At 73.2% G+C, this 18,458-nt stretch carries 18 protein-coding genes; 13 read left to right on the forward strand and 5 right to left on the reverse strand.

What is annotated here, in order from left to right; all coding sequences use genetic code 11:
- Positions 1–91: 91 nt before the first annotated feature.
- A complete protein-coding gene (locus ACN26Y_RS10660; protein WP_155330143.1) occupies positions 92–454 on the forward strand; it encodes a tetratricopeptide repeat protein in 363 nt (120 codons plus the stop codon).
- 60 nt (positions 455–514) lie between these two features.
- Here the strand turns inward: ACN26Y_RS10660 and ACN26Y_RS10665 are convergent, their stop codons facing one another.
- Complete coding sequence (locus ACN26Y_RS10665) at positions 515–1,252, reverse strand: class I SAM-dependent methyltransferase (protein WP_422734673.1); 738 nt, start codon at positions 1,250–1,252, stop codon at positions 515–517.
- A 145-nt stretch (positions 1,253–1,397) separates the two neighbouring features.
- On the opposite strand from ACN26Y_RS10665, the gene ACN26Y_RS10670 reads away from it, so the two are divergent.
- Together ACN26Y_RS10670 and ACN26Y_RS10675 are read left to right on the forward strand one after the other, a co-directional pair.
- Positions 1,398–1,652 (forward strand): Smr/MutS family protein, encoded by a 255-nt coding sequence (locus tag ACN26Y_RS10670; protein WP_155330145.1) that lies wholly within the window; start codon positions 1,398–1,400, stop codon positions 1,650–1,652.
- Between the two features lie 60 nt (positions 1,653–1,712).
- Entirely contained in the window at positions 1,713–1,931 is a 219-nt protein-coding gene (locus tag ACN26Y_RS10675) for a hypothetical protein (protein ID WP_155330146.1), read from the forward strand.
- Between the two features lie 91 nt (positions 1,932–2,022).
- Here ACN26Y_RS10675 and ACN26Y_RS10680 read toward each other — a convergent pair whose 3' ends face one another.
- Complete coding sequence (locus ACN26Y_RS10680; RefSeq protein ID WP_422734674.1) at positions 2,023–4,449, reverse strand: M28 family peptidase; 2,427 nt, start codon at positions 4,447–4,449, stop codon at positions 2,023–2,025.
- A 292-nt stretch (positions 4,450–4,741) separates the two neighbouring features.
- Here ACN26Y_RS10680 and ACN26Y_RS10685 point away from each other — a divergent pair, with 292 nt between their 5' ends.
- The 7 genes from ACN26Y_RS10685 (at position 4,742) to ACN26Y_RS10715 (ending at position 13,514) form a co-directional block, all read left to right on the forward strand.
- On the forward strand, positions 4,742–5,947 hold the full coding sequence (locus ACN26Y_RS10685) for a PP2C family protein-serine/threonine phosphatase (protein WP_155330148.1): 1,206 nt from the start codon (positions 4,742–4,744) through the stop codon (positions 5,945–5,947).
- Entirely contained in the window at positions 5,944–7,731 is a 1,788-nt protein-coding gene (locus ACN26Y_RS10690; RefSeq protein WP_155330149.1) for a sensor histidine kinase, read from the forward strand. The genes ACN26Y_RS10685 and ACN26Y_RS10690 overlap by 4 nt, the downstream gene beginning before the upstream one ends.
- Positions 7,728–8,180, forward strand: a complete 453-nt coding sequence (locus tag ACN26Y_RS10695) for a response regulator (protein WP_155330150.1) — start codon at positions 7,728–7,730, stop codon at positions 8,178–8,180. Before ACN26Y_RS10690 ends, ACN26Y_RS10695 begins: the two co-directional genes overlap by 4 nt.
- Positions 8,173–8,985, forward strand: a complete 813-nt coding sequence (locus ACN26Y_RS10700; protein WP_155330151.1) for an inositol monophosphatase family protein — start codon at positions 8,173–8,175, stop codon at positions 8,983–8,985. The genes ACN26Y_RS10695 and ACN26Y_RS10700 overlap by 8 nt, the downstream gene beginning before the upstream one ends.
- Before the next feature lie 178 nt (positions 8,986–9,163).
- On the forward strand, positions 9,164–10,171 hold the full coding sequence (locus ACN26Y_RS10705; protein ID WP_155330152.1) for a coiled-coil domain-containing protein: 1,008 nt from the start codon (positions 9,164–9,166) through the stop codon (positions 10,169–10,171).
- A gap of 36 nt (positions 10,172–10,207) precedes the next feature.
- Positions 10,208–11,761: a fused MFS/spermidine synthase gene (locus ACN26Y_RS10710; RefSeq protein WP_155330153.1), complete on the forward strand. Its 1,554-nt coding sequence runs from the start codon at positions 10,208–10,210 to the stop codon at positions 11,759–11,761.
- A 70-nt stretch (positions 11,762–11,831) separates the two neighbouring features.
- Positions 11,832–13,514 carry a serine/threonine-protein kinase gene (locus ACN26Y_RS10715; protein WP_422734675.1) on the forward strand — a complete coding sequence of 561 codons (1,683 nt, stop codon included), beginning with the start codon at positions 11,832–11,834 and terminating at the stop codon, positions 13,512–13,514.
- A gap of 11 nt (positions 13,515–13,525) precedes the next feature.
- On the opposite strand, the gene ACN26Y_RS10720 is transcribed toward ACN26Y_RS10715, so the two are convergent.
- Together ACN26Y_RS10720 and ACN26Y_RS10725 are read right to left on the reverse strand one after the other, a co-directional pair.
- Positions 13,526–14,158 (reverse strand): potassium channel family protein, encoded by a 633-nt coding sequence (locus tag ACN26Y_RS10720; RefSeq protein WP_366598294.1) that lies wholly within the window; start codon positions 14,156–14,158, stop codon positions 13,526–13,528.
- 25 nt (positions 14,159–14,183) lie between these two features.
- The gene (locus ACN26Y_RS10725) at positions 14,184–15,518 is read right to left on the reverse strand and encodes a TrkH family potassium uptake protein (protein ID WP_155330156.1); all 1,335 of its coding nucleotides are present in this window, start codon (positions 15,516–15,518) and stop codon (positions 14,184–14,186) included.
- A gap of 147 nt (positions 15,519–15,665) precedes the next feature.
- Here ACN26Y_RS10725 and ACN26Y_RS10730 point away from each other — a divergent pair, with 147 nt between their 5' ends.
- On the forward strand, positions 15,666–16,793 hold the full coding sequence (locus ACN26Y_RS10730) for a glycerophosphodiester phosphodiesterase (RefSeq protein ID WP_230688952.1): 1,128 nt from the start codon (positions 15,666–15,668) through the stop codon (positions 16,791–16,793).
- A 372-nt stretch (positions 16,794–17,165) separates the two neighbouring features.
- Here ACN26Y_RS10730 and ACN26Y_RS10735 read toward each other — a convergent pair whose 3' ends face one another.
- Positions 17,166–17,369 (reverse strand): winged helix-turn-helix domain-containing protein, encoded by a 204-nt coding sequence (locus ACN26Y_RS10735; protein WP_422734676.1) that lies wholly within the window; start codon positions 17,367–17,369, stop codon positions 17,166–17,168.
- A gap of 326 nt (positions 17,370–17,695) precedes the next feature.
- On the opposite strand from ACN26Y_RS10735, the gene ACN26Y_RS10740 reads away from it, so the two are divergent.
- Positions 17,696–17,989, forward strand: coding sequence for a DivIVA domain-containing protein (locus ACN26Y_RS10740; RefSeq protein WP_422734918.1), 294 nt, complete (start codon positions 17,696–17,698; stop codon positions 17,987–17,989).
- Positions 17,986–18,237: a hypothetical protein gene (locus ACN26Y_RS10745; protein WP_422734677.1), complete on the forward strand. Its 252-nt coding sequence runs from the start codon at positions 17,986–17,988 to the stop codon at positions 18,235–18,237. The genes ACN26Y_RS10740 and ACN26Y_RS10745 overlap by 4 nt, the downstream gene beginning before the upstream one ends.
- The last annotated feature ends 221 nt before the right edge of the window (positions 18,238–18,458 follow it).

An 18,458-nucleotide genomic window follows, 5' to 3' on the forward strand; every position in this document is an offset into this window, starting at 1 on the left:
CGGCGCAATTCCCAGCGGGGAACAGTCGCGGTACGGCTGGTGTTGTGCCAGCGTCGGTTCAGTGGCGATGTGACACGAGGGGGTGGGTCGGATGGATCTTCTGGCCGAGTACCGGCGGGCGACTCTGTTCTTCGAAGCCGGTGACCCGACCGCAGCGGCCCGGCTGCTCGAGCCGATCGTCGAGGCCGAGCCCGGCAACTCCGCCGTCCGGCAGCTGCTGGCCCGCGCGTACTTCCAGTCGGCCCAGCTCAACCGGGCCGAGGAGCAGCTCCGCGAGCTGGTCGACCGGGACCCCAGCGACCACTACGCCCACCACGTGCTGGGCCGGACGCTGGAGCGGCTGAACCGGCCGGCCGACGCGCTGCGGCACCTGCGCATCGCGGCGGCGATGCACCACGCGAACGACGACTACCAGGCGGCACTGCGCCGGGTGGAGACCCGGTTCGGCCGCTGAGCGGCGACGACGGGGCGGTCCCTTTCCCGGGGGCCGCCCCGTCGTCGTCTCCGCCCCCGGTCAGGCCGGGAGGCGGTAGACGGACACGTGGGACCGCGAGTCGGCGGTGAACTCCGCCCCGGCCCAGTCGGCGTGCCGGCTCTCCAGCTCGAACCCGGCCAGCTGAGCCATCAGGTCCAGCTCCGCCGGCCAGATGTAGCGGTGCGGGCTCAGGGTGACCCGGGCCTGGCCGTCCTCGTCGTACCGGACGTGGTGCGACACGGCCCGCTGGTGCAGCACGTCGTACGTGTCCAGGCCGAGGTAGCCGGGCTCGCAGTGCCAGACCACGGCCGGCTGGCCCGGTGGAAGCTTGCGGAGCTCCGGTACCCACAGTTCGATCACGAACCGGCCACCGGGTTCGAGGTGCCGGGCCGCGTTGCGGAAGCAGGCGACCTGCTCCGCCTGGGTGTACAGGTTGGAGATCGTGTTGAAGACGAGGTAGACCAGCGTGTACGTCCCCGGGGCGGCGGTGACCGCCATGTCGCCCCGGACCACCGGGACCGTCTCCTCGTCCACCTTCGTCCGCAGCCGCTCGATCATCGGGCGGGACAGCTCGATCCCGGTGACGGGTACGCCCCGCTCGGCGAGCGGAACGGCCACCCGGCCGGTGCCGACGGCGAACTCGAGGGCGCGGCCGTCCCCGGCCAGCTCGACGAGCCGGTCCACCGTCGGCCCGAGCACATCGGGGGCGAACATGCCCGTGCCCGGGGTGTCGTAGCGGGACGCGGCGTCGGCGTCCCAGAGGTCCTCCTGTCGCATCCCCCGACGGTGGTCGTCGGCGGCGGCGATGTCGACCGATTTCCGGCGGGCGGCGCCGCCCGGCAGGGCCGGTGCCCGGGGCCGCCGAGCGGCGGGCCGCCTACGATGGGGCTGCCATGGAACCCGACCCGGTGGAGGCCCGGCCGTGAAGCTCAAGCTGGACCTGCACGACATCTACAACAAGGGCACCGACATCGACCGTGCCCTGCGCGGGATCATGGACGAGGCGGTGGCGAAGAAGGCCACCCTCGTGGAGATCATCCCCGGCAAGGGTTCCGGCCAGCTCAAGAAGCGGGTGCTGCGGTTCCTCGACCAGAAGGACGTCAAGGCGCTCTACCACCGGGTCGAGAAGGACTCGAAGAACTTCGGCCGCCTCTTCATCCATTTCCGCTGGAAGTAGCGACGGTGGCCTGGTGGCTACCGCTACCGGCCGTCCGGGCAGCTGTTGTACGGTCGCCAGGTGATCGTCGAGGAGCACTGGTGGAACGGGGACGCGACGGCGCGAGGACGTCGTGACGTCTATATCCGCACCGACGGTCGGCGCTGGGAGGTGCAGGCGCAGATCGGTGGTGCGAACGGCCGGTCGAAGGTGCTGGAGTGCCACAGCCGTAGTTCGGCGGCCATCCTTGCGGGGGCCTGGCGCGGGGCCGACCCGGCCTGGCGCGAGGTGCTCCGCTGAGCGGCACCGGCTGCTGATCCCGGCCGGGAGGGTTCGCCCCGGCCGGGACCACTCGTCGTCCCGGCTACCAGGTTTCCTCGGGTGACCGGATTCAGAGCGGGTACGTGCGGGCCACCGCGAGCAGCTCCGAGCTGTGTGAGCCGACGACGCCGACGTCCGGTGGGCGGGGGCGGAAGCCGGGGAGCGCGTCCAGGCCGTCGCTGGCGTCCATCGCGCGGAACGCCACCTGGCCCGCCTTCGGTGCCACCGTCAGCGTCACCTCGATGCCCTCGGCCGGCGGAGCGTGGACGACCACCCCGAAGCCCCAGCGGCCCTCGCGCGGCTCGACCGGCACCGACCGGCCGGCCACCTCCGCGCGCAGCACGGTCGCCGTGCCGGCGTCGACGTGCAGGGCGGCCAGGCGGGCCGGCCGCTGCGGCGTGAGCCGTAGCCGCAGGGTGCGTTCCGCACCGGCGGTGGTGTCGGCGAGGACGTCCAGCCTCGGCGCGGGCAGGCCCGCCGCCTGGGCCGGACCGGCCAGCAGCCGCTCGTGCCCGAAGGCCGGGAACTCGTCGGCCACGGAGACGGGGTCGCCGTCCACGTACCCGTCGGTCCACGGCCGCGGCTCGGCCTCGTGGCTGAGCCAACGGGCCTGGCCGGTGCCGGCGTCGAGCGCGTACATCAGGTGGGTCGGCACGGGGTGCGCGGCGTCGAACCGGTCGACGCCGAGCCCGACGCCGGCGAACACCACGGCCGCGAGCGTCGCGGCGGCGGCCGGCAGCGCGCCGAGCCGGCGGGCCTGGAGGGCGACCGTCCCGCGCTGCCCGCCGGCCTGCGGGTGCAGCAGGTCGACCACGGGCAGCGCCGCCAGGCCGAGCAGCACCGCCACGAGCGCGGCGACACCACCCATCGCCATGCCGAGCGCGGGGAAGAGCAGCACGACGGTGGGCAGCAGCACCACCACGGCCACCGCGCCGGCCAGCGTCACCGCGACCACCGGCCACGGCCCGTCGATCCGCGTGGCGAGCGCGACGAGCCCGGCGAGGGCGCCGGCCAGGGCGGGCAGGGTCACCAGGTACGCGCCACCGGGCACCAGCACGGCCAGCAGCACCCCGAGCAGGGCCAGCCACCCGAGCGCGCCGACGGCCAGCGCGGCCGGGCCGATCCGCCGGCGGGTGAGGGCGTACCAGGTGAACAGGAGCGCCGCGGCGAGCGCCAGCACGGCGAGCCGGTACCAGGTGGGCCGGTACGGGTCGAGCAGTTCGGCGTAGCCGGGGCGTGCCGCGGTGATCCCCGCCCAGAGCAGGGTCGCGCCGACCGGGGCGGCCACCAGCGGCACGAGCGCCAGGCCGAAGCCGGCGGCCAACCGGCCGGTGGTCACCCGCCCCCGGCGCCGGGCGAGCCAGCCGAGCGCGACCACGCCGGCGAGCGCGAGCAGCGCCAGCGGCAGCACCAGCCAGCCCGGGTAGCGGACCAGCCCACCGGGGACGGGGAAGTACGTGGCGTCGTGCCCGGCGTCGAGCGTCGCCAGGTCGACCCGGCCGAACTCGCGGGCCAGGCCGAGCGTGTTGTCGCCGTGGTGCTGGAGGCTGGCCCGGTCCATCGCGGCCGGCGTGTCCAGCGGGGTGTGGTAGATCGCCCCGCCGTCGATGTACGCCGAGTTCAGCCCGACGAAGCCGGCCTCGTCGAGGAAGGCGGTGAAGTCGGTGTCGTTCGGCAGGGCGCGGTAGATCTCGACCGCGAACGAGGTGCCCACGGGGTGCGGCGCGGCCCGGCCGAAGGCGTCGACCAGGGCGGCGTTCCGTTCGGACGTCTCGAACATGATCACCGGCCCGGTCGAGCCCCGCGCCTCCAGGTTCAGCACGACCCCGCCGTCCGCGGCGAGGGGGTGGGCCGACGCGAACGCGGCCGCGCCGCACAGGCACGCCTCCTCGGCGTCGGTGAGCACGAAGATGACGTCGTTGCGGGGCCGCGGTCCGGCGGTGAGCGCCCGGGCCACCTCCAGGATGGTCGAGGTGCCGGCGGCGTCGTCGTTGCCGCCCGGCCCCACCTGGACGGAGTCGTAGTGCGCGACGAGGAAGACCTTCCCGGTCGGGTCGGTGCCGGGAAGGCGGGCCACCACGTTGCGTACCCGGGCCAGGGTCGCGCCCCCGGCCGCGCCGCTGAGCTGGCCGGCCTCGGGGGCGACCGTGTCCTGCACCTCGGTCTCCAGGCCGAGGCCGCGCAGCACCCCGACCAGGTGTTCGCGGACCTGGTCGTTGGCCGGGCTGCCGGCCACGTGGGTGCGGGCCGCGACGACCCGCACGTGCTCGTACGCCCGCGCCGCGCTGAACTCGCCGGGCGCCGTGTCGGCCGGGCGCGGCTCGGGGGCGCGCAGGTCGAGCAGGGTGACGGCGCCGACCGCGACGAGCGCGACCAGCGCGGCCACGGCGGCGGCGAGGCGCCGGCGGGGTCGGGCCAGGGCGCGGTCGGCGGAGCGGACCAGCGCGGTGGCGGCGGCGGACCGGCGCTTCGTGGTCGGAAGGGGAGGTACGCCCACGGGGACTCCTCGGGGTGCGGGTGGCACCATCCTGCACCCCGCCGGGCGCCGGCGGGACTGCCGGTGCGGCCGGTCTCGACGACGGCTTGCCGGATTCATCCCCTCTGCGCCGGCCCGTCCCGTGATCGGGGGCATCGGGCGTCGAGCCGAGGCCGTCGTGTTGTGTGGGACCGTTGTCTAATACAGGATCAGCAGGGCACTCGGAAGGAGCCCCGACATCACCAGCGAACTTCCGCGTCTCGCGGCGGTGACCCGGCCGCACCGGGGGGCCGGCCTGGCCGGCCCTTCCGTCGTGGGCCGGGCCGAACCGGTCGGCGCTCTCGGGCACCACGGCACCGTGCCACCCGGCGAGCGGCTGCGCGTGCTGCTGGTCGAGGACGACGAGGGCGACGCCTTCCTGGTCGGCGAGCTGCTCGCCGAGACCAACTCGGGCATCGACCTGCTGGTGGCGACCAGCCTGCGCGACGCCCGCAAGCGGGTGATGGGTGTGGACTGCGTCCTGCTCGACCTCGGCCTGCCGGACGCGCAGGGCATCGACGGGCTGCGCCAGGTGCTGGAGATGGCCAGCGGCGCGGCGGTGTGTGTCCTCACCGGCCGGTCCGACGAGCACCTCGGCATCGTCGCGGTCGCCGAAGGCGCACAGGACTACCTGGTCAAGGGCCAGGTCGACGGGGTGCTGCTGACCCGTGCCCTGCGGTACGCGGTGGAGCGCAAGCGGGCCGACGAGAACGCCCGCCGGCTGCGCGAGGTGGAGCTGCGCCAGGCCGAGTCGGCCCGCCTGGAGCGCGGCCTGCTGCCGCAGCCGCTGATGACGACCGACCAGGTCGCGGTGCACACCTTCTACCGGCCGGGCCGGCACGCCGCCCTGATCGGCGGCGACTTCTTCGACGTGGTGCAGACCCGCCCCGACCGCCTCGACCTGATCGTCGGCGACGTCTGCGGGCACGGTGTGGACGAGGCGGCGCTCGGCGTCGAGCTGCGGGTCGCCTGGCGGGCGCTGATCCTGGCCGGGGTGCCGGACGACGAGGTGCTGCCGGCGCTGGAGCAGGTGTTGATGAGCGAGCGCCGGCTCCAGGAGATCTTCGCGACCGTCGCCACCACCCGGCTGCACCTGGACGCCAACCGGGCCACCGTGCGGCTGGCCGGGCACCCGCCGCCGCTGCTGCTTCGCGGGGGGCGGGTCGCACCCGTCCCGGCGACCGGCGGGCTGCTGCTGGGCGTACGGCCCCGGCGGCCGGTCGCGTACGACCTGCAGTTCGACACCGAGGACTGGTCCCTGTTGATGTACACCGACGGTCTGATCGAGGGGCGTGTGGGCGAGGGCGACGAGCGCCTGGACGTCGACGGCCTGGCGGGCCTGCTCGCCGACCCGGCCACCGCCGGGGTGCCCCTGCCCGAGCTGCCGGCCTGGCTGGTCGGCCGGGCTGAGCAGCTCAACGGCGGCCCACTGGCCGACGACGTCGCCATGCTGCTGGTCACCCGCGGCGGTGGCCGGTGACGACCGGGGCCCAGGGCTGGACGCTCCGCCGCCGCGTGGTCGCGCTGCTCGCGGTGGTCGGCGTCCTGCTGAGCATCCTGGTCGCCGCCGTCATCGGGGCGGCCGCCCAGAACCGCCAGTACACCCACGAGGTGCTGGACCGCTGGGGCCCGCTGCGGGCGCAGTCCCAGGAACTGCTCGCGGTCCTGGTCAACCAGGAGACCGCGGTCCGCGGCTACGCGGTCACCGGTGACCGGGCGAACCTGACGCCGTACACCGAGAGCCTGGACCGCGAGCAGGACCTCTACCGGGGGATGCGGTCGTTGGTCGGCACGTACCCGGACCTGGCGCGGCAGTTGGACACGGTGGAGTCGCGCGCCGCCGCCTGGCGGGGCGCGGTCGCCGAACCGGTCATCCAGGCCACCACGCAGGGCGGGACGGCGGCCGGTCAGGCGCTGATCGGCGACGAGAGCCGGCAACGCTTCGACGGCATCCGCGCCTCGCTCGCCGCGCTCCAGGAGGGCATCCTGGCCGAGCGCGAGGAGGGCGCACAGAACATCTACCGGACCAGCACGCTGGTGGTCGTGCTGCTGATCGTGGCCGCGCTGGTGGTCGTCGTCGCCGGTGGGGTGCTGCTGGTCTCGCTGGACCGGATCGTGGTCCGTCCGCTGACCGACCTGGCCGGGCAGGTCCGGGAGGTCGCCGAGGGTGACTACCGGCACCGGATCGCCGGCTCCGGCCCCCCGGAGTTCCTCATGGTCGCGACCGACGTGGACGCCATGCGGCAGAAGATCGCGAAGGACCTCGACGAGGTACGCGAGGCCCGTGAGCGGATCGAATGGGTCAACAGCCAACTCCAGAAGCAGGCCGAGGAGCTGACCCGCTCGAACCGTGACCTGGAGCAGTTCGCGTACGTCGCCTCCCACGACCTGCAGGAGCCGCTGCGCAAGGTGGCGAGCTTCTGCCAGCTGCTGCAGCGCCGGTACGCGGGTCAACTCGACGAGCGCGCCGACCAGTACATCGCGTTCGCCGTGGACGGGGCGCAGCGGATGCAGCGGCTCATCAACGACCTGCTCGCCTTCTCCCGGATCGGCCGGCTCACCACCGGCTTCACCGAGGTCGACCTCAACAAGGTGATGGGTGACGTGGCGGCGCAGACCGAGGCCGCCCGCCAGTACACCGACGCGGAGCTGACCTGGGGCGAGCTGCCGGTGATCCGGGGCGAGGAGCCGCTGCTGACGAACCTGCTGGCCAACCTCGTCAGCAACTCGATCAAGTTCCGGCGCCCGGACGTCCCGCCGAAGGTGCACGTGTCGGCCCGGCTGGTCGGCGACGAGTGGGAGATCAGCTGCGCGGACAACGGCATCGGGATCGAGCCGGAGTTCGCCGACAAGATCTTCGTCATCTTCCAGCGGCTGCACGCGAAGGACGCGTACCCGGGGACCGGCATCGGGCTGGCCATCGTCAAGAAGATCGCCGAGTACCACGGCGGTCGGGTCTGGGTCGACACCAGCCTCGCCGAGGGGACGGCGATCCGTTTCACGCTGCCCGCGCTGCCCGAGGACGTGCGCGCCGCCGAGGGCGACGACACCGGGGAGGCCGCGACTGCCGGCACGACCGCCGGCACGACCGACGGGCCGACGGACGACGGGTCGGGCGGTCGCGTGGACGGTGGACCGGCGGGAGACCCGATGACCGGTGCCGGGCCGACGGACGGCGACGCGGACGGCGCCGGAACGGCGGACGGCCCCGGCGGCGAGCGGGGAAGCGGTAGAACGGGTGACATGAGGGAGACGGTGGGATGACCGTGCCGGCGGACGGCAACAGCCCGATCGAGGTGCTGCTGGTCGAGGACGACCCGGGCGACGTGCTGATGACCCAGGAGGCGTTCGAGGAGCACAAGCTCCGCAACCGCCTGACCGTGGTGTCCGACGGTGCCGAGGCCCTGGCGTACCTGCGGCGTGAGGGGCCGTACGCGGACGCGGTCCAGCCGGACCTGATCCTGCTCGACCTGAACCTGCCCCGCCGGGACGGGCGCGAGGTGCTCGAAGAGATCAAGAAGGACGAGCAGCTGTGCCGGATCCCGGTCGTGGTCCTCACCACCTCGCAGGCCGACGAGGACATCCTGCGCAGCTACCAACTCCACGCGAACGCGTACGTGACCAAGCCGGTGGACTTCGAGCGGTTCATCTCGGTGGTGCGTCAGATCGACGAGTTCTTCGTCAGCGTGGTCAAGCTCCCGCCGCGTGGCTGACACCCTGCTCGACGACGTCGGTGGGCTGCTGCGCGAGGCGGCCGACCAGGCCGTGCTGCCGTTGTTCCGCAAGCTCGACGACGACGACGTCGCGGAGAAGGCCCCGGGCGACCTGGTCACCGTCGCCGACCGGGCGGCCGAGGAGCTGATCTCGGCGGGCCTGCGCCGCCTGCGGCCGGGGTCGGTGGTGGTCGGCGAGGAGGCGGTCGCCGACGATCCGGGCCTGCTGCGGCACCTGCGCGGCTCAGGTGACGTGTGGCTGGTGGACCCGATCGACGGCACCGGGAACTTCGCGGCCGGCCGCCGCCCCTTCGCGCTGATGGTGGCGCTGCTGACCGACGGGGAGCCGGCCGCCGCGTGGGTGCTCGACCCGCTGGCGGACACCCTGGCCATGGCTCGGGCCGATGCCGGGACGTACCTCGGCGGGCGGCCGGTGCGGACGGACGACGCGCCCTCCGCGCCCGGTGACCTGCGTGGCGCCGCGATGTTCCGCTTCCTGCCGTCCCCGGCCCGGGCGCGGGTGGAGGCCGGCGGCGCGCGGCTGGGCGAGCTGCTCCCCGGCCAGCACTGCGCCGGCCGGGAGTACCTGGACGTGCTCACCGGCGACCAGCAGTTCGTGCTCTTCTGGCGCACCCTGCCGTGGGATCACGCCCCCGGCACCCTCCTGGTGCGGGCGGCCGGCGGTGTCGCCCGGCGGTTCGACGGCACCGAGTACCACCCGGCCGACGAGGGGCACGGGTTGCTCGTCGCCGCGAACGAGCGGGTGTGGACCGCGGTACGGGACGCGCTGCTCGGCGGAGCGTGACCGGAACCGCGACGGAGCGTCGATGTTCGATGGTCTGCCGGGTCGCGGGCCTGGTCAGCGGCGAGCGGTCCGGTATCGTGTCCGGCGGTCTCCGCCCGCAGGCCGCCACCGGCGCCCGGCGGGGCCGCCGCCGCGCAGTGGCACCGACCGGGGGCCGGCGGCCGACGGAAGGATGGACGTGCGTACGACCCTGCCCCGCGGGCGTCGCGGCCCGCTGATCGCCCTCCTCGCCGCCGTGGCGCTGCTCCTCGGCGTCGGTGCGGTGCCCGCGTACGCGGAGCCCAACGAGGGCGGGACGAAGAAGCTGCGGGACGCCCTGGCGGCCACCGCCAAGGCGCACATCGAGGCGACCACCAAGCTGGAGAACTCCAAGCGGCGGCAGAAGGCGCTGACCGCCGAGGTCCAGGCGCTCGAGGTGCGCCTGGTCGACCTGACCGCCCAGGTGGCGGAGGTGGCGGCGCAGTCGTACCGGCTGGGCCGGCTCACCTCGGCGGCGATGCTGCTGGAGAGCTCGTCGCCGGAGGCGTTCCTGGAGCGGGTGGCGAGCCTGGACACGATGGCCCAGCGCGACGGCCGGAAGGTGCGGGAGCTGACTGAGGCCCGGCAGGCGGCGCGGGACGCCAAGATCGCCATCGACGTCGAGGTCCGCGAGCAGACGAAGCAGGTCGCCGTGCTGGCCAAGAACAAGAAGGCGGCCGAGGCGGCACTCGCGTCGGTCAGCTCCGGGGGCAGCTCCGGCTTCAGCGGTTCGTCGGCCAGCGCCAGGCCGGCCCCACGCAACTCGGACGGCTCGTGGCCGTCGGAGTCCTGCTCGGTGGACGACCCGACCACCTCGGGCTGCATCACCCCGCGCACGCTGCACATGCTCCAGCAGTCCAAGGCGGCCGGCTTCACGCGGCACTCCTCCTGCCACCGCAGCGGCGGCGACGGCGAGCACCCGAAGGGGCGGGCCTGTGACTTCTCCGCCGCCACGGGCGGCTTCGAGAACGTCTCCGCGACCGGCGGCGACAAGACGTACGGTGATCGCCTGGCCGCGTACCTGAAGAACAACGCGAGCCGCCTCGGCGTGATGTACGTGATCTGGTACCGGCAGATCTGGATGCCGAGCACCGGATGGCGGTCGTACAGCGGTGGGGGCAGCCCCGCCGCCGACCACACAAACCATGTTCACGTTTCGATGTACTGACCCGGGCGGTCAGGTTCGCTGCGTACCATCGCGCGGGTGAACCCTGCATCGTCCGACGTCACGGTCCCGCCGGCCCGACCCGCGCCGGCGACCGGCCGGGCCCTGCCCACCGGGCTCGCCGCGTTCCTGGTCTTCTTCTCCAGCGGCGCGGTCCTGGTGCTGGAGACCGCCGCGCTGCGCCTGGTCGGCCCGTACGTCGGGGTGACGCTCCAGGTGACCAGTTCGGTCATCGGCATCGCGCTGGCCGCCATCGCGTACGGGGCGTGGGCCGGCGGGTGGCTGGCCGACCGGCGGGACCCGCGTACCCTGCTGGCGCCGGCCCTGGTGCTGGCCGGCATCGCCACCGCGGTGACCCTGCCCGCGGTCCGCTACGCCGGTGAGGTGCTGCGCGGTGGCGCCGCCAGCGCGATCCTCCTGCTCGTCGCGCTCGCCGTGTTCATTCCGGCGATGCTGCTGTCGGCGGTCACCCCGATGGTGGTCAAGCTCCAGCTCGCCGACCTGCGCCGCACCGGCCAGGTCGTCGGCCGGCTCTCCTCGATCGGCACGCTGGGCGCCGTCACGGCCACCCTGGTCACCGGCTTCGTGCTGGTGGCGGCCCTGCCCAGCACGGTGATCCTGCTCGGCCTGGCGGTGTCCCTCGGGGTCACCGGGCTGGCCCTCGGCGGGTGGCTGCGCCGGAGCGCCGGCGCGCAGCTGACCGGCCCGGCCCGGGTGTCGGCGAGCCTCGCGGTGCTCGGCCTGGTCGGCGCCGGCCTGACCGCCGTCGCGCCGAACCCGTGCGACATCGAGACCGCGTACCACTGCGCCCGGGTCGAGGCCGACCCCCGCCGGGAGGGCGGGCGCACGCTGCTGCTCAACTCGGCGGAGCACTCGTACGTGGACCTGGCCGACCCGACCCACCTGGAGTACGCGTACACGAAGTGGATCGGCGCGGTGGCGGACGTGGCGGCACCGGCCGGGCGGCGGCTCGACGCGCTGCACCTCGGTGGGGGCGGGTTCACCGTGCCGCGGTACCTGACCGCCACCCGCCCGGGCACCGGCAACGTCGTGTTCGAGATCGACGGCGGGCTGGTCACGCTGGGCGAGGAGAAGCTCGGCGTACGCCAGGGACCGGACCTGCGCGCGGTGGTGGGCGACGCCCGGATGCTGGTGGCCGACGAGCCCGCGGGCAGTCGTGACCTGGTGGTGGGGGACGCGTTCGGGCACCTGGTGGTGCCCTGGCACCTCGCCACCCGCGAGATGGCCGCCGAGATCCGCCGGGTGACCCGCCCCGGCGGGGTGTACGTGCAGAACGTCATCGACTACCCGCCGATGCGGTTCATCCGCAGCGAGGTCGCCACCGTGGCCGCCGAGTTCCGGCACGTCGCCCTGATCGCCCCGCCCGCCGCGCTCGCCGGCGACAAGGGCTCGAACTTCCTCATCGTCGCCTCGGACGCCCCGCTGCCGCTGGAGGCGGTCCGCACCCGGCTCGACCGGGTCGACCCGTCGGTGACCGTGCTCGACGACGAGGCGCTGGGCGATTTCGTCGGCGACGCGCTGGTGCTGACCGACGACTACGCCCCGGTGGACCAACTGCTCGCCACCGCCTGATCGGGTGACTTCGCGAACCGAATCCGGTTCGGAGGTGTAGCCCGGCCGGTCCGGGGCAACAACGATCCCCATGGGAGGGGTCCGCGACGGCGCGCAACTGCTCGGTGAGCGGTACCGGCTGATCGAGCAGCTCGGTGCCGGCGGCATGTCGGTGGTCTGGCGGGGCTACGACGAGGTGCTCGGCCGCCAGGTGGCGGTCAAGGTGCTCGCCTCCCGGCTCGCCAGCGACCGGGCCTTCCGGCACCGGATCCGGGTCGAGGCCCAGGCCGCCGCCCGGCTGTGCCACCCCAACATCACCAACGTGTACGACTACGGCGAGTCCGAGCAGGTCGGGCTGACCGTGCCGTACGTGGTCATGGAACTGATCGACGGCGAGTCCCTGACCGGGCGGCTGCGGCGGGGACGGCTGCCCTGGCGGGAGGCGGTGACGGTCGGTGCGGAGGTGGCGTCCGCACTGGCCACCGCCCACGCGCGCGGGGTGGTGCACCGGGACGTCACGCCCGGCAACATCATGCTGACGGCGACCGGCGTCAAGGTCGTCGACTTCGGCATCTCGGCGCTGGTGGGGGAGAAGGAGAAGGGCCCGGACGGGGCGCTGCTCGGCACCCCCGCGTACCTGGCCCCGGAGCGGCTCGACAACGGTGACGTGTCACCGGCCACCGACGTGTACGCGGTGGGGCTGCTGCTCTACCGCATGCTCACCGGCCGGCTCCCCTGGGAGGCGAGCACCACCACGCAGATGCTGCGCGCGCACATGTACAACGACCCCGAGCCGATGCCGCCGGTGCCGGGGCTCCCCGACGAGGTCGCCGACCTGGTGCGCCGCTGCCTGGCGAAGCGCCCCGAGGACCGGCCGGTCACCGCCGAGGTCGCGCGTACGCTCGCGGCGGCCGCCGGCATGGTCGCCGCCGTGCCGGTCTCCCCGGCTCCCGGTGGCCTCGTCGACGCGACCACCGTGGCGAACCTCGGCACCACGATCCTGCCCTGGTCGGCGTCGACCGACGCGCTGCCCTTCTCCCGCAAGCGCAACCGGCGGGCGCTGGCCCGGCGGCGGCGGGTGGAGGCCGGGGTGGCCGCCGCGGGGCTGGTCGCGGTGACGGCCACGATGTGGGGGGTGACCTCCGGCAGTTCGGCGAGCGGCGGCGTCGACCAGCCGACCGAGGTGCGGATGGGCGCGGATGAGGAAATCTCCTGCCGGGTGACGTACGCGCTGCGTACCGATTCGGGTAAGGACTTCGCGGCGGAGGTGTCGCTCACCAACACCGGTGGCCGGGAACTGCGCGACTGGCGGCTCGCCTTCGCCTTCCCCGCCCAGCAGACGGTGACCAAGGCGTCGCCGGTGCCGGTCCGCCAGGAGGGTCGGAACGTCCACGTGCGGCCCGCGCCCGAGCGGGCCGCGCTGGCCCCCGGCGGGACCGAGAAGTTCACGCTCACCGGTCGCTACACCGGGGTGAATCCGCTGCCGGTGGAGTTCCGCATCGCCGACGAACTGTGCGGCGTCCAGGTCTCCGGGGTGGCGGGAACGGTCCCCAGCACAGCCCCCGCCACGAAGGCGCCGGTGAAGAAGGCGCCGGCGAAGAAAGCGCCGGCGAAGAAGGCGGCGACGAAGAAGGCGGCGACGTCCCGGGATTCCGGCTCGTCCGCGACCAAGGCCAAGCGCGGCGGCGCTGGCAAGGGTGGCGGGATGAACGTCGTGGAGCGGGACGACGACGATGACGACGATGACGACGACGATGAGGGCGACGACGACTGAGCGCGCGGCGCTCAGCTGAGCGCCGCGAACCGCTGTACCGCGTCGATGCTCCCCTCCACGATCAGCATGCTTCCGGGTGCCGGCACGGTGGCGTCGGTGGCGTACCGGAACCGCTCGTCCGGGAGCTTGACCCCGACGACCCGGACGTTGTATTGGTCCGCCGGCCGCAACTCGGCGAGGGGACGCCCGGTCATGCTCGGTGGGGCGAGCACCTTGGCGATCGCGAAGTCGTCGCCGAACTCGATGAAGTCGAGCATCTTGCTGACGATCAGGTGCGCCACCCGCTCACCGGTCTCCCGCTCGGGAAAAATCACGTGGTGGGCGCCGACCGACGACAGGATCTTGGCGTGCTTGCTCGACGTCGCGCGGGCCCACACCTGCGGCACGCCCAGCTCGACCAGCGCGAGCACGGTGAGCACGCTCGCCTCGACCGAGTCGCCGATCGCCACCACGGCCCGCTCGACGTCCTCCACGCCGAGCTGCCGGAGGACGCTCTCGTCCGTCGCGTCGGCCTGCACCACCCGGTCGAGCTGGGCCGACCAGCGCTGCACCGGGGCGGCGTCCCGGTCGATCGCCAGGACCTGGTGTTTCTGCTGGATCAGGGAGCCGGCCAGGTGCGACCCGAACCGGCCCAGTCCGATCACCACGATGCCACTGGGTTCGGAAGTGTTAGCCGACAATGGGTTGCTCCTCCGGGTAGCGGTACAGCCTGCGCCGGGTGTTCAACGCGATCGCCGACCCGAGGGTCAGCGGCCCGACCCGGCCGATGTACATGAGGACGATCAGGACGAGCTGCCCGCCGTGGGGCAGTTCCGCGGCGATGCCGAGGGACAGGCCGGTGGTGGTGAACGCCGAGGTCGTCTCGAACAGCGCGGCGTGGTACGGCACTCCCTCGGTGAGCAGGATCAGGGCCACGGTGCCGGCGACCACCAGCGCCACCCCGAGCAGCGCCACCGTGATGGCCTGGCGCTGGCTGGCGGTGGCGACCCGCCGGTGCCCGACCGTGACGTCCGGCTCGCCGCGTAGCTCGGCCCAGATGACGAAGGCGAGCAGAAAGAACGTGCTGACCTTGATGCCGCCGGCCGTGCTCGCACTGCCACCACCGATGAACATCAACGCGATGATCAACGGAATGCTCTCCTCGCCGAGCGCGTCGATGTCGACGACGTTGAACCCGCCGGTGCGGATGAAGGCGTTCTGGGTGAACGCGATCAGCGTCTTCTGCGGCCAGGAGTGGATGCCCAACGTGTACGGGTTGGACCAGTCGAACAGGAGCAGGGCGCCGGAGCCGAGCACCAGCAGCACGAGGCTGCCCCAGACGGTGAGCTTGGTGGCCACCGCCCAGCCCGCCGGGTGCCGCCACTCGCGGACGGCCTCGAAGAGGGCCGGGAAGCCGAGCCCGCCGACGATACTTCCGAAGGCGAGCGGCAGAGTGATCCACGGGTCCTGGGAGAAGCCGATGAGGTTGTCGGTGTAGAGGGCGAAGCCGCCGTTGTTGAAGGACTGGACGGCGTGGAAGACGCCGATCCAGAGCGCCCTGCCGAGCTCGTAGTCGTAGCGGCCCGACAGTCGCAGCGTCAGGATCGCCATGATGATCAGTTGGCAGCCCAGTGAGGTGGCGGCGATGCGCAGCAGCAGGCGCCGGATGTCGCCGATTCCGAACTCGGCGGTCTCGGCCTGCACGAGCAGCCGGTTTCGCAGCCCGAGCCGGCGGGCCACCGCGAGGATGACCAGCGTCGCGCCGGTGAGGATGCCGAGCCCGCCGATCTGCGTGAGCACGGTGATCATCGCCAGGCCGAACTCGGTCCAGTAGTTCGGGGTGTCCACCACCGTCAGGCCGGTCACCGAGATCGCCGACGTCGCGGTGAACAGCGCGATCATGAAGGGGGTGTACCGCTGCTGGCCGGTCGCCCACGGCAGCATGAGCAGCAGCGTGCCGACCAGGATCGCCAGGCCGAACCCGATCGGCACCAGGCGGACGGGGCGACGCAGCAGCCAGCGCACCCGACAATCTTCACTTTTCCCTCCAGGTGGTGGTGGCGGAAACGGCATCCCGGAGGGTTCATCCGCCGGCCAGGAACCGACCACCCAGCCGTCAACGTCGACGGTTCTGCTGAGGCGGTTGCCCCTGACGAACGACAGGAGACGGCGTTGCGACGACGCACCCTTTCCGCCCTCGGCCTGGCCGGTGCCCTGCTCGCGGCCACGGTGGCCGTCCCGGCCGTGACCGCCTCCGCCGACCCGGCACCGGCCGCCGACCGGTCCCGCGCCGACGACCGCCCGATCGTGATCGGCCATCGCGGCGCGAGCGGCTACCGGCCCGAGCACACCCTGGAGGCGTACCGGCTGGCGATCCGGCAGGGCGCCGACTACATCGAGCCGGACCTGGTCGCCACCCGCGACGGCGTGCTGGTCGCGCGGCACGAGAACGAGATCGGCGGTACGACCGACGTGGCGGCCCGGCCGGAGTTCGCCGCCCGCAGGACCACCAGGACCATCGACGGCGTGGCGGTGACCGGCTGGTTCACCGAGGACTTCACCCTCGCCGAGCTGAAGACCCTGCGCGCCAAGGAGCGGCTGCCGCAGGTCCGGACGCAGAACACCGCCTTCGACGGGCAGTTCGAGGTGCCCACGCTCCAGGAGGTCGTCGACCTGGCCCGCGCCGAGGGCCGGGCCCGGGGCCGGACCATCGGCATCTACCCCGAGACCAAGCACCCGACGTACTTCGCCTCGATCGGGCTGCCGCTGGAGAAGCCGCTGGTCGAGGTGCTGCGGCGCAACAAGCTGACCCACCGGAACTCGCCGGTCATCATCCAGTCCTTCGAGACCGCCAACCTGCGCCAGCTCAACAAGGTCATCGACGTCAAGCTGGCCCAGCTGCTGAACGCCAGCGGCCGCCCGTACGACTTCACCGTCGCCGGCGACACCCGCACCTACCGGGACCTCGCCACGCCGGCCGGGCTGGAGTGGATCGCCGGGTACGCCGACGGCGTCGGCGTCAACAAGGACCTGATCGTTCCCCGCGACGCCACCGGCAAGCTGCTCGCCCCGACCACGCTCGTCCGGGACGCGCACCGGGAGAAGCTGATCGTGCACGCCTGGACGTTCCGGGCGGAGAACCAGTTCCTCCCGGCCGACCTCCGGATCGGCGCCGACCCGAACGCGCGCGGTGACATCCAGGCCGAGTACGAACTCTTCTACGGCCTGGGCCTGGACGGGGTCTTCACCGACCACCCGGACACGGCGGTCGCCGCCCGCGCCGGCCTGCCCCGCCGCTGACCCCGCTTCCCGCCCTGTCGGCCCGCCACCCCGGTTCCGGGTGGCGGGCCGACACCGTCTGTCCACGGCACGCCCGCCTCGACTTCGCGCCCGTGGCGCGCCTGACACCCCGGTGGCGTGCCGGGCGCGGGCCCTCTCTGGCGGTGCCGCACGAACGACCCGGCGACGAGCCTGGGGCGGTCGGCGCCTGGGGGTGGGGTGGGGTGGGCGATCGCCGTCCTGTGGACCTGATGACCTGGATGGATCAGCCCAGTTTTCTATTTGATCAACTCAGTGCCGGCGGCATGGGGGTGTCCGGGGCGAGCGGATACCGCGATGCCGCCGGCATGGCGGCGATCAGCCGAGCTTCCCTCGGCCACCCGGCGGGACGGGTCACCGCCCGGGCTGCTCGGCGACGTAGGTGCCCCGGCCCGGTTGGCCGGTGATCAGTTCCCGATCGTGCAGGAGCGACATGGCCCGGTAGGCCGTGTTCATGCTGACGCCGTATTGGTCGGCGATCTGCCGGGTCGATGGCAGTTTGTCGCCAGGTTTCAGCTCGCCGCTCTTGATCTTCGCAGTGAAGTCGTTGGCGATCACTTTGTAGGGCGCAGGCGCTGTGGGCATGACGAAGACTCCGGTTGGTTCGGCGACTTCGATCCTGCCCTACCTACACAAGTAACTGCAACAGGTTGTCGACGCGGCGGTGACTCAGGGCTCGACCAGCGCAAGTTACTGGTGTAGGTTTTCGGTGTCCGGCTCCGGTTGGTTCGGCAAACCTCGGGGTCGGGCCCGAAAGTGGGCTCCGGGGTCGTACCGCCGATCAGGGCTGCGGTCGCGGGGCCGGCGGTCCGGTCCGCGTCCCCTATCGGCGGGCCGGGCCGCCCTCCAGGTCACGTCCATCGAGGAGGTCCGGATTGCGCACCGTGCTCAACCTGTTCCGCCGGAACAGACGCCAGCGGCCGGGGCGATCCCCGAACGGCGGGTGGTACCGGTCGGAGTCGTGCCGGCCGTTGACCGCCGGGCAGGTGCGGGACCGGCGGTTCCGGTCGGTACGGCGAGGGCTCGACCCGGCCGAGGTGCACGCGTTCCTGCACCGGGTGGCTGGCGAACTGGCCGCCACCCGGCGCGACCTCGTGACGGTCACCGAGGAGAACGTCCGGATCAAGCGGGCGCTGCGGAGCTGGCAGGCCCGGTTCGCGCCGGGGGCACGGCGGTGAGCCGGGACCGCTTCGTGGTGCACCTGCCGGTGCTCGCCACCGACCTGGCCGCCGCGAAGCGCTTCGCCCGCACGATCACCCGCTCGCTCGGCTTCCTGCCCGACATCGACCCGGCCGAGACGACGGTGTCGGAGGAGGACGCGCAGTTCGTACGCCATCGGGTCTTCTGCGACGCCCGGCTCGACGGCGCCGGCCGCTGCGCGCGCCCGGCCGACCACGACGGCCCCTGCGCCCCGCCACGGCAGTGACCCGCTGCCCGCCCGGCCGGCTGGCGGGGGCGAGCGGCGACGCTTCGGTGACCGGGCGGCAGCCTGCGGCGGATGACGTGCCCGGCGCCACGCATGGCCGGGAAGCGGCACGATCCTGGCTGATCCACCGACGACGTCAGCTCCACAGCTGCCGGTGGGTCGCACCGGTGGGGCAGCTCGACAGCGCACCACCCGCGAATGCTCCGGCGCGCCAGGACCAG

It is taken from the genome of Micromonospora sp. WMMD558 (assembly GCF_049315255.1).
In the GTDB taxonomy this organism is placed as follows: domain Bacteria; phylum Actinomycetota; class Actinomycetes; order Mycobacteriales; family Micromonosporaceae; genus Micromonospora.

Coding starts and splice junctions, on each gene's coding strand:
- ACN26Y_RS10660 (WP_155330143.1), top strand. CDS start 92: ATGGATCTTCTGGCCGAGTACCGGCGGGCGACTCTGTTCTTCGAAGCC.
- ACN26Y_RS10665 (WP_422734673.1), bottom strand. CDS start 1,252: ATGCGACAGGAGGACCTCTGGGACGCCGACGCCGCGTCCCGCTACGAC.
- ACN26Y_RS10695 (WP_155330150.1), top strand. CDS start 7,728: ATGACCGTGCCGGCGGACGGCAACAGCCCGATCGAGGTGCTGCTGGTC.
- ACN26Y_RS10715 (WP_422734675.1), top strand. CDS start 11,832: ATGGGAGGGGTCCGCGACGGCGCGCAACTGCTCGGTGAGCGGTACCGG.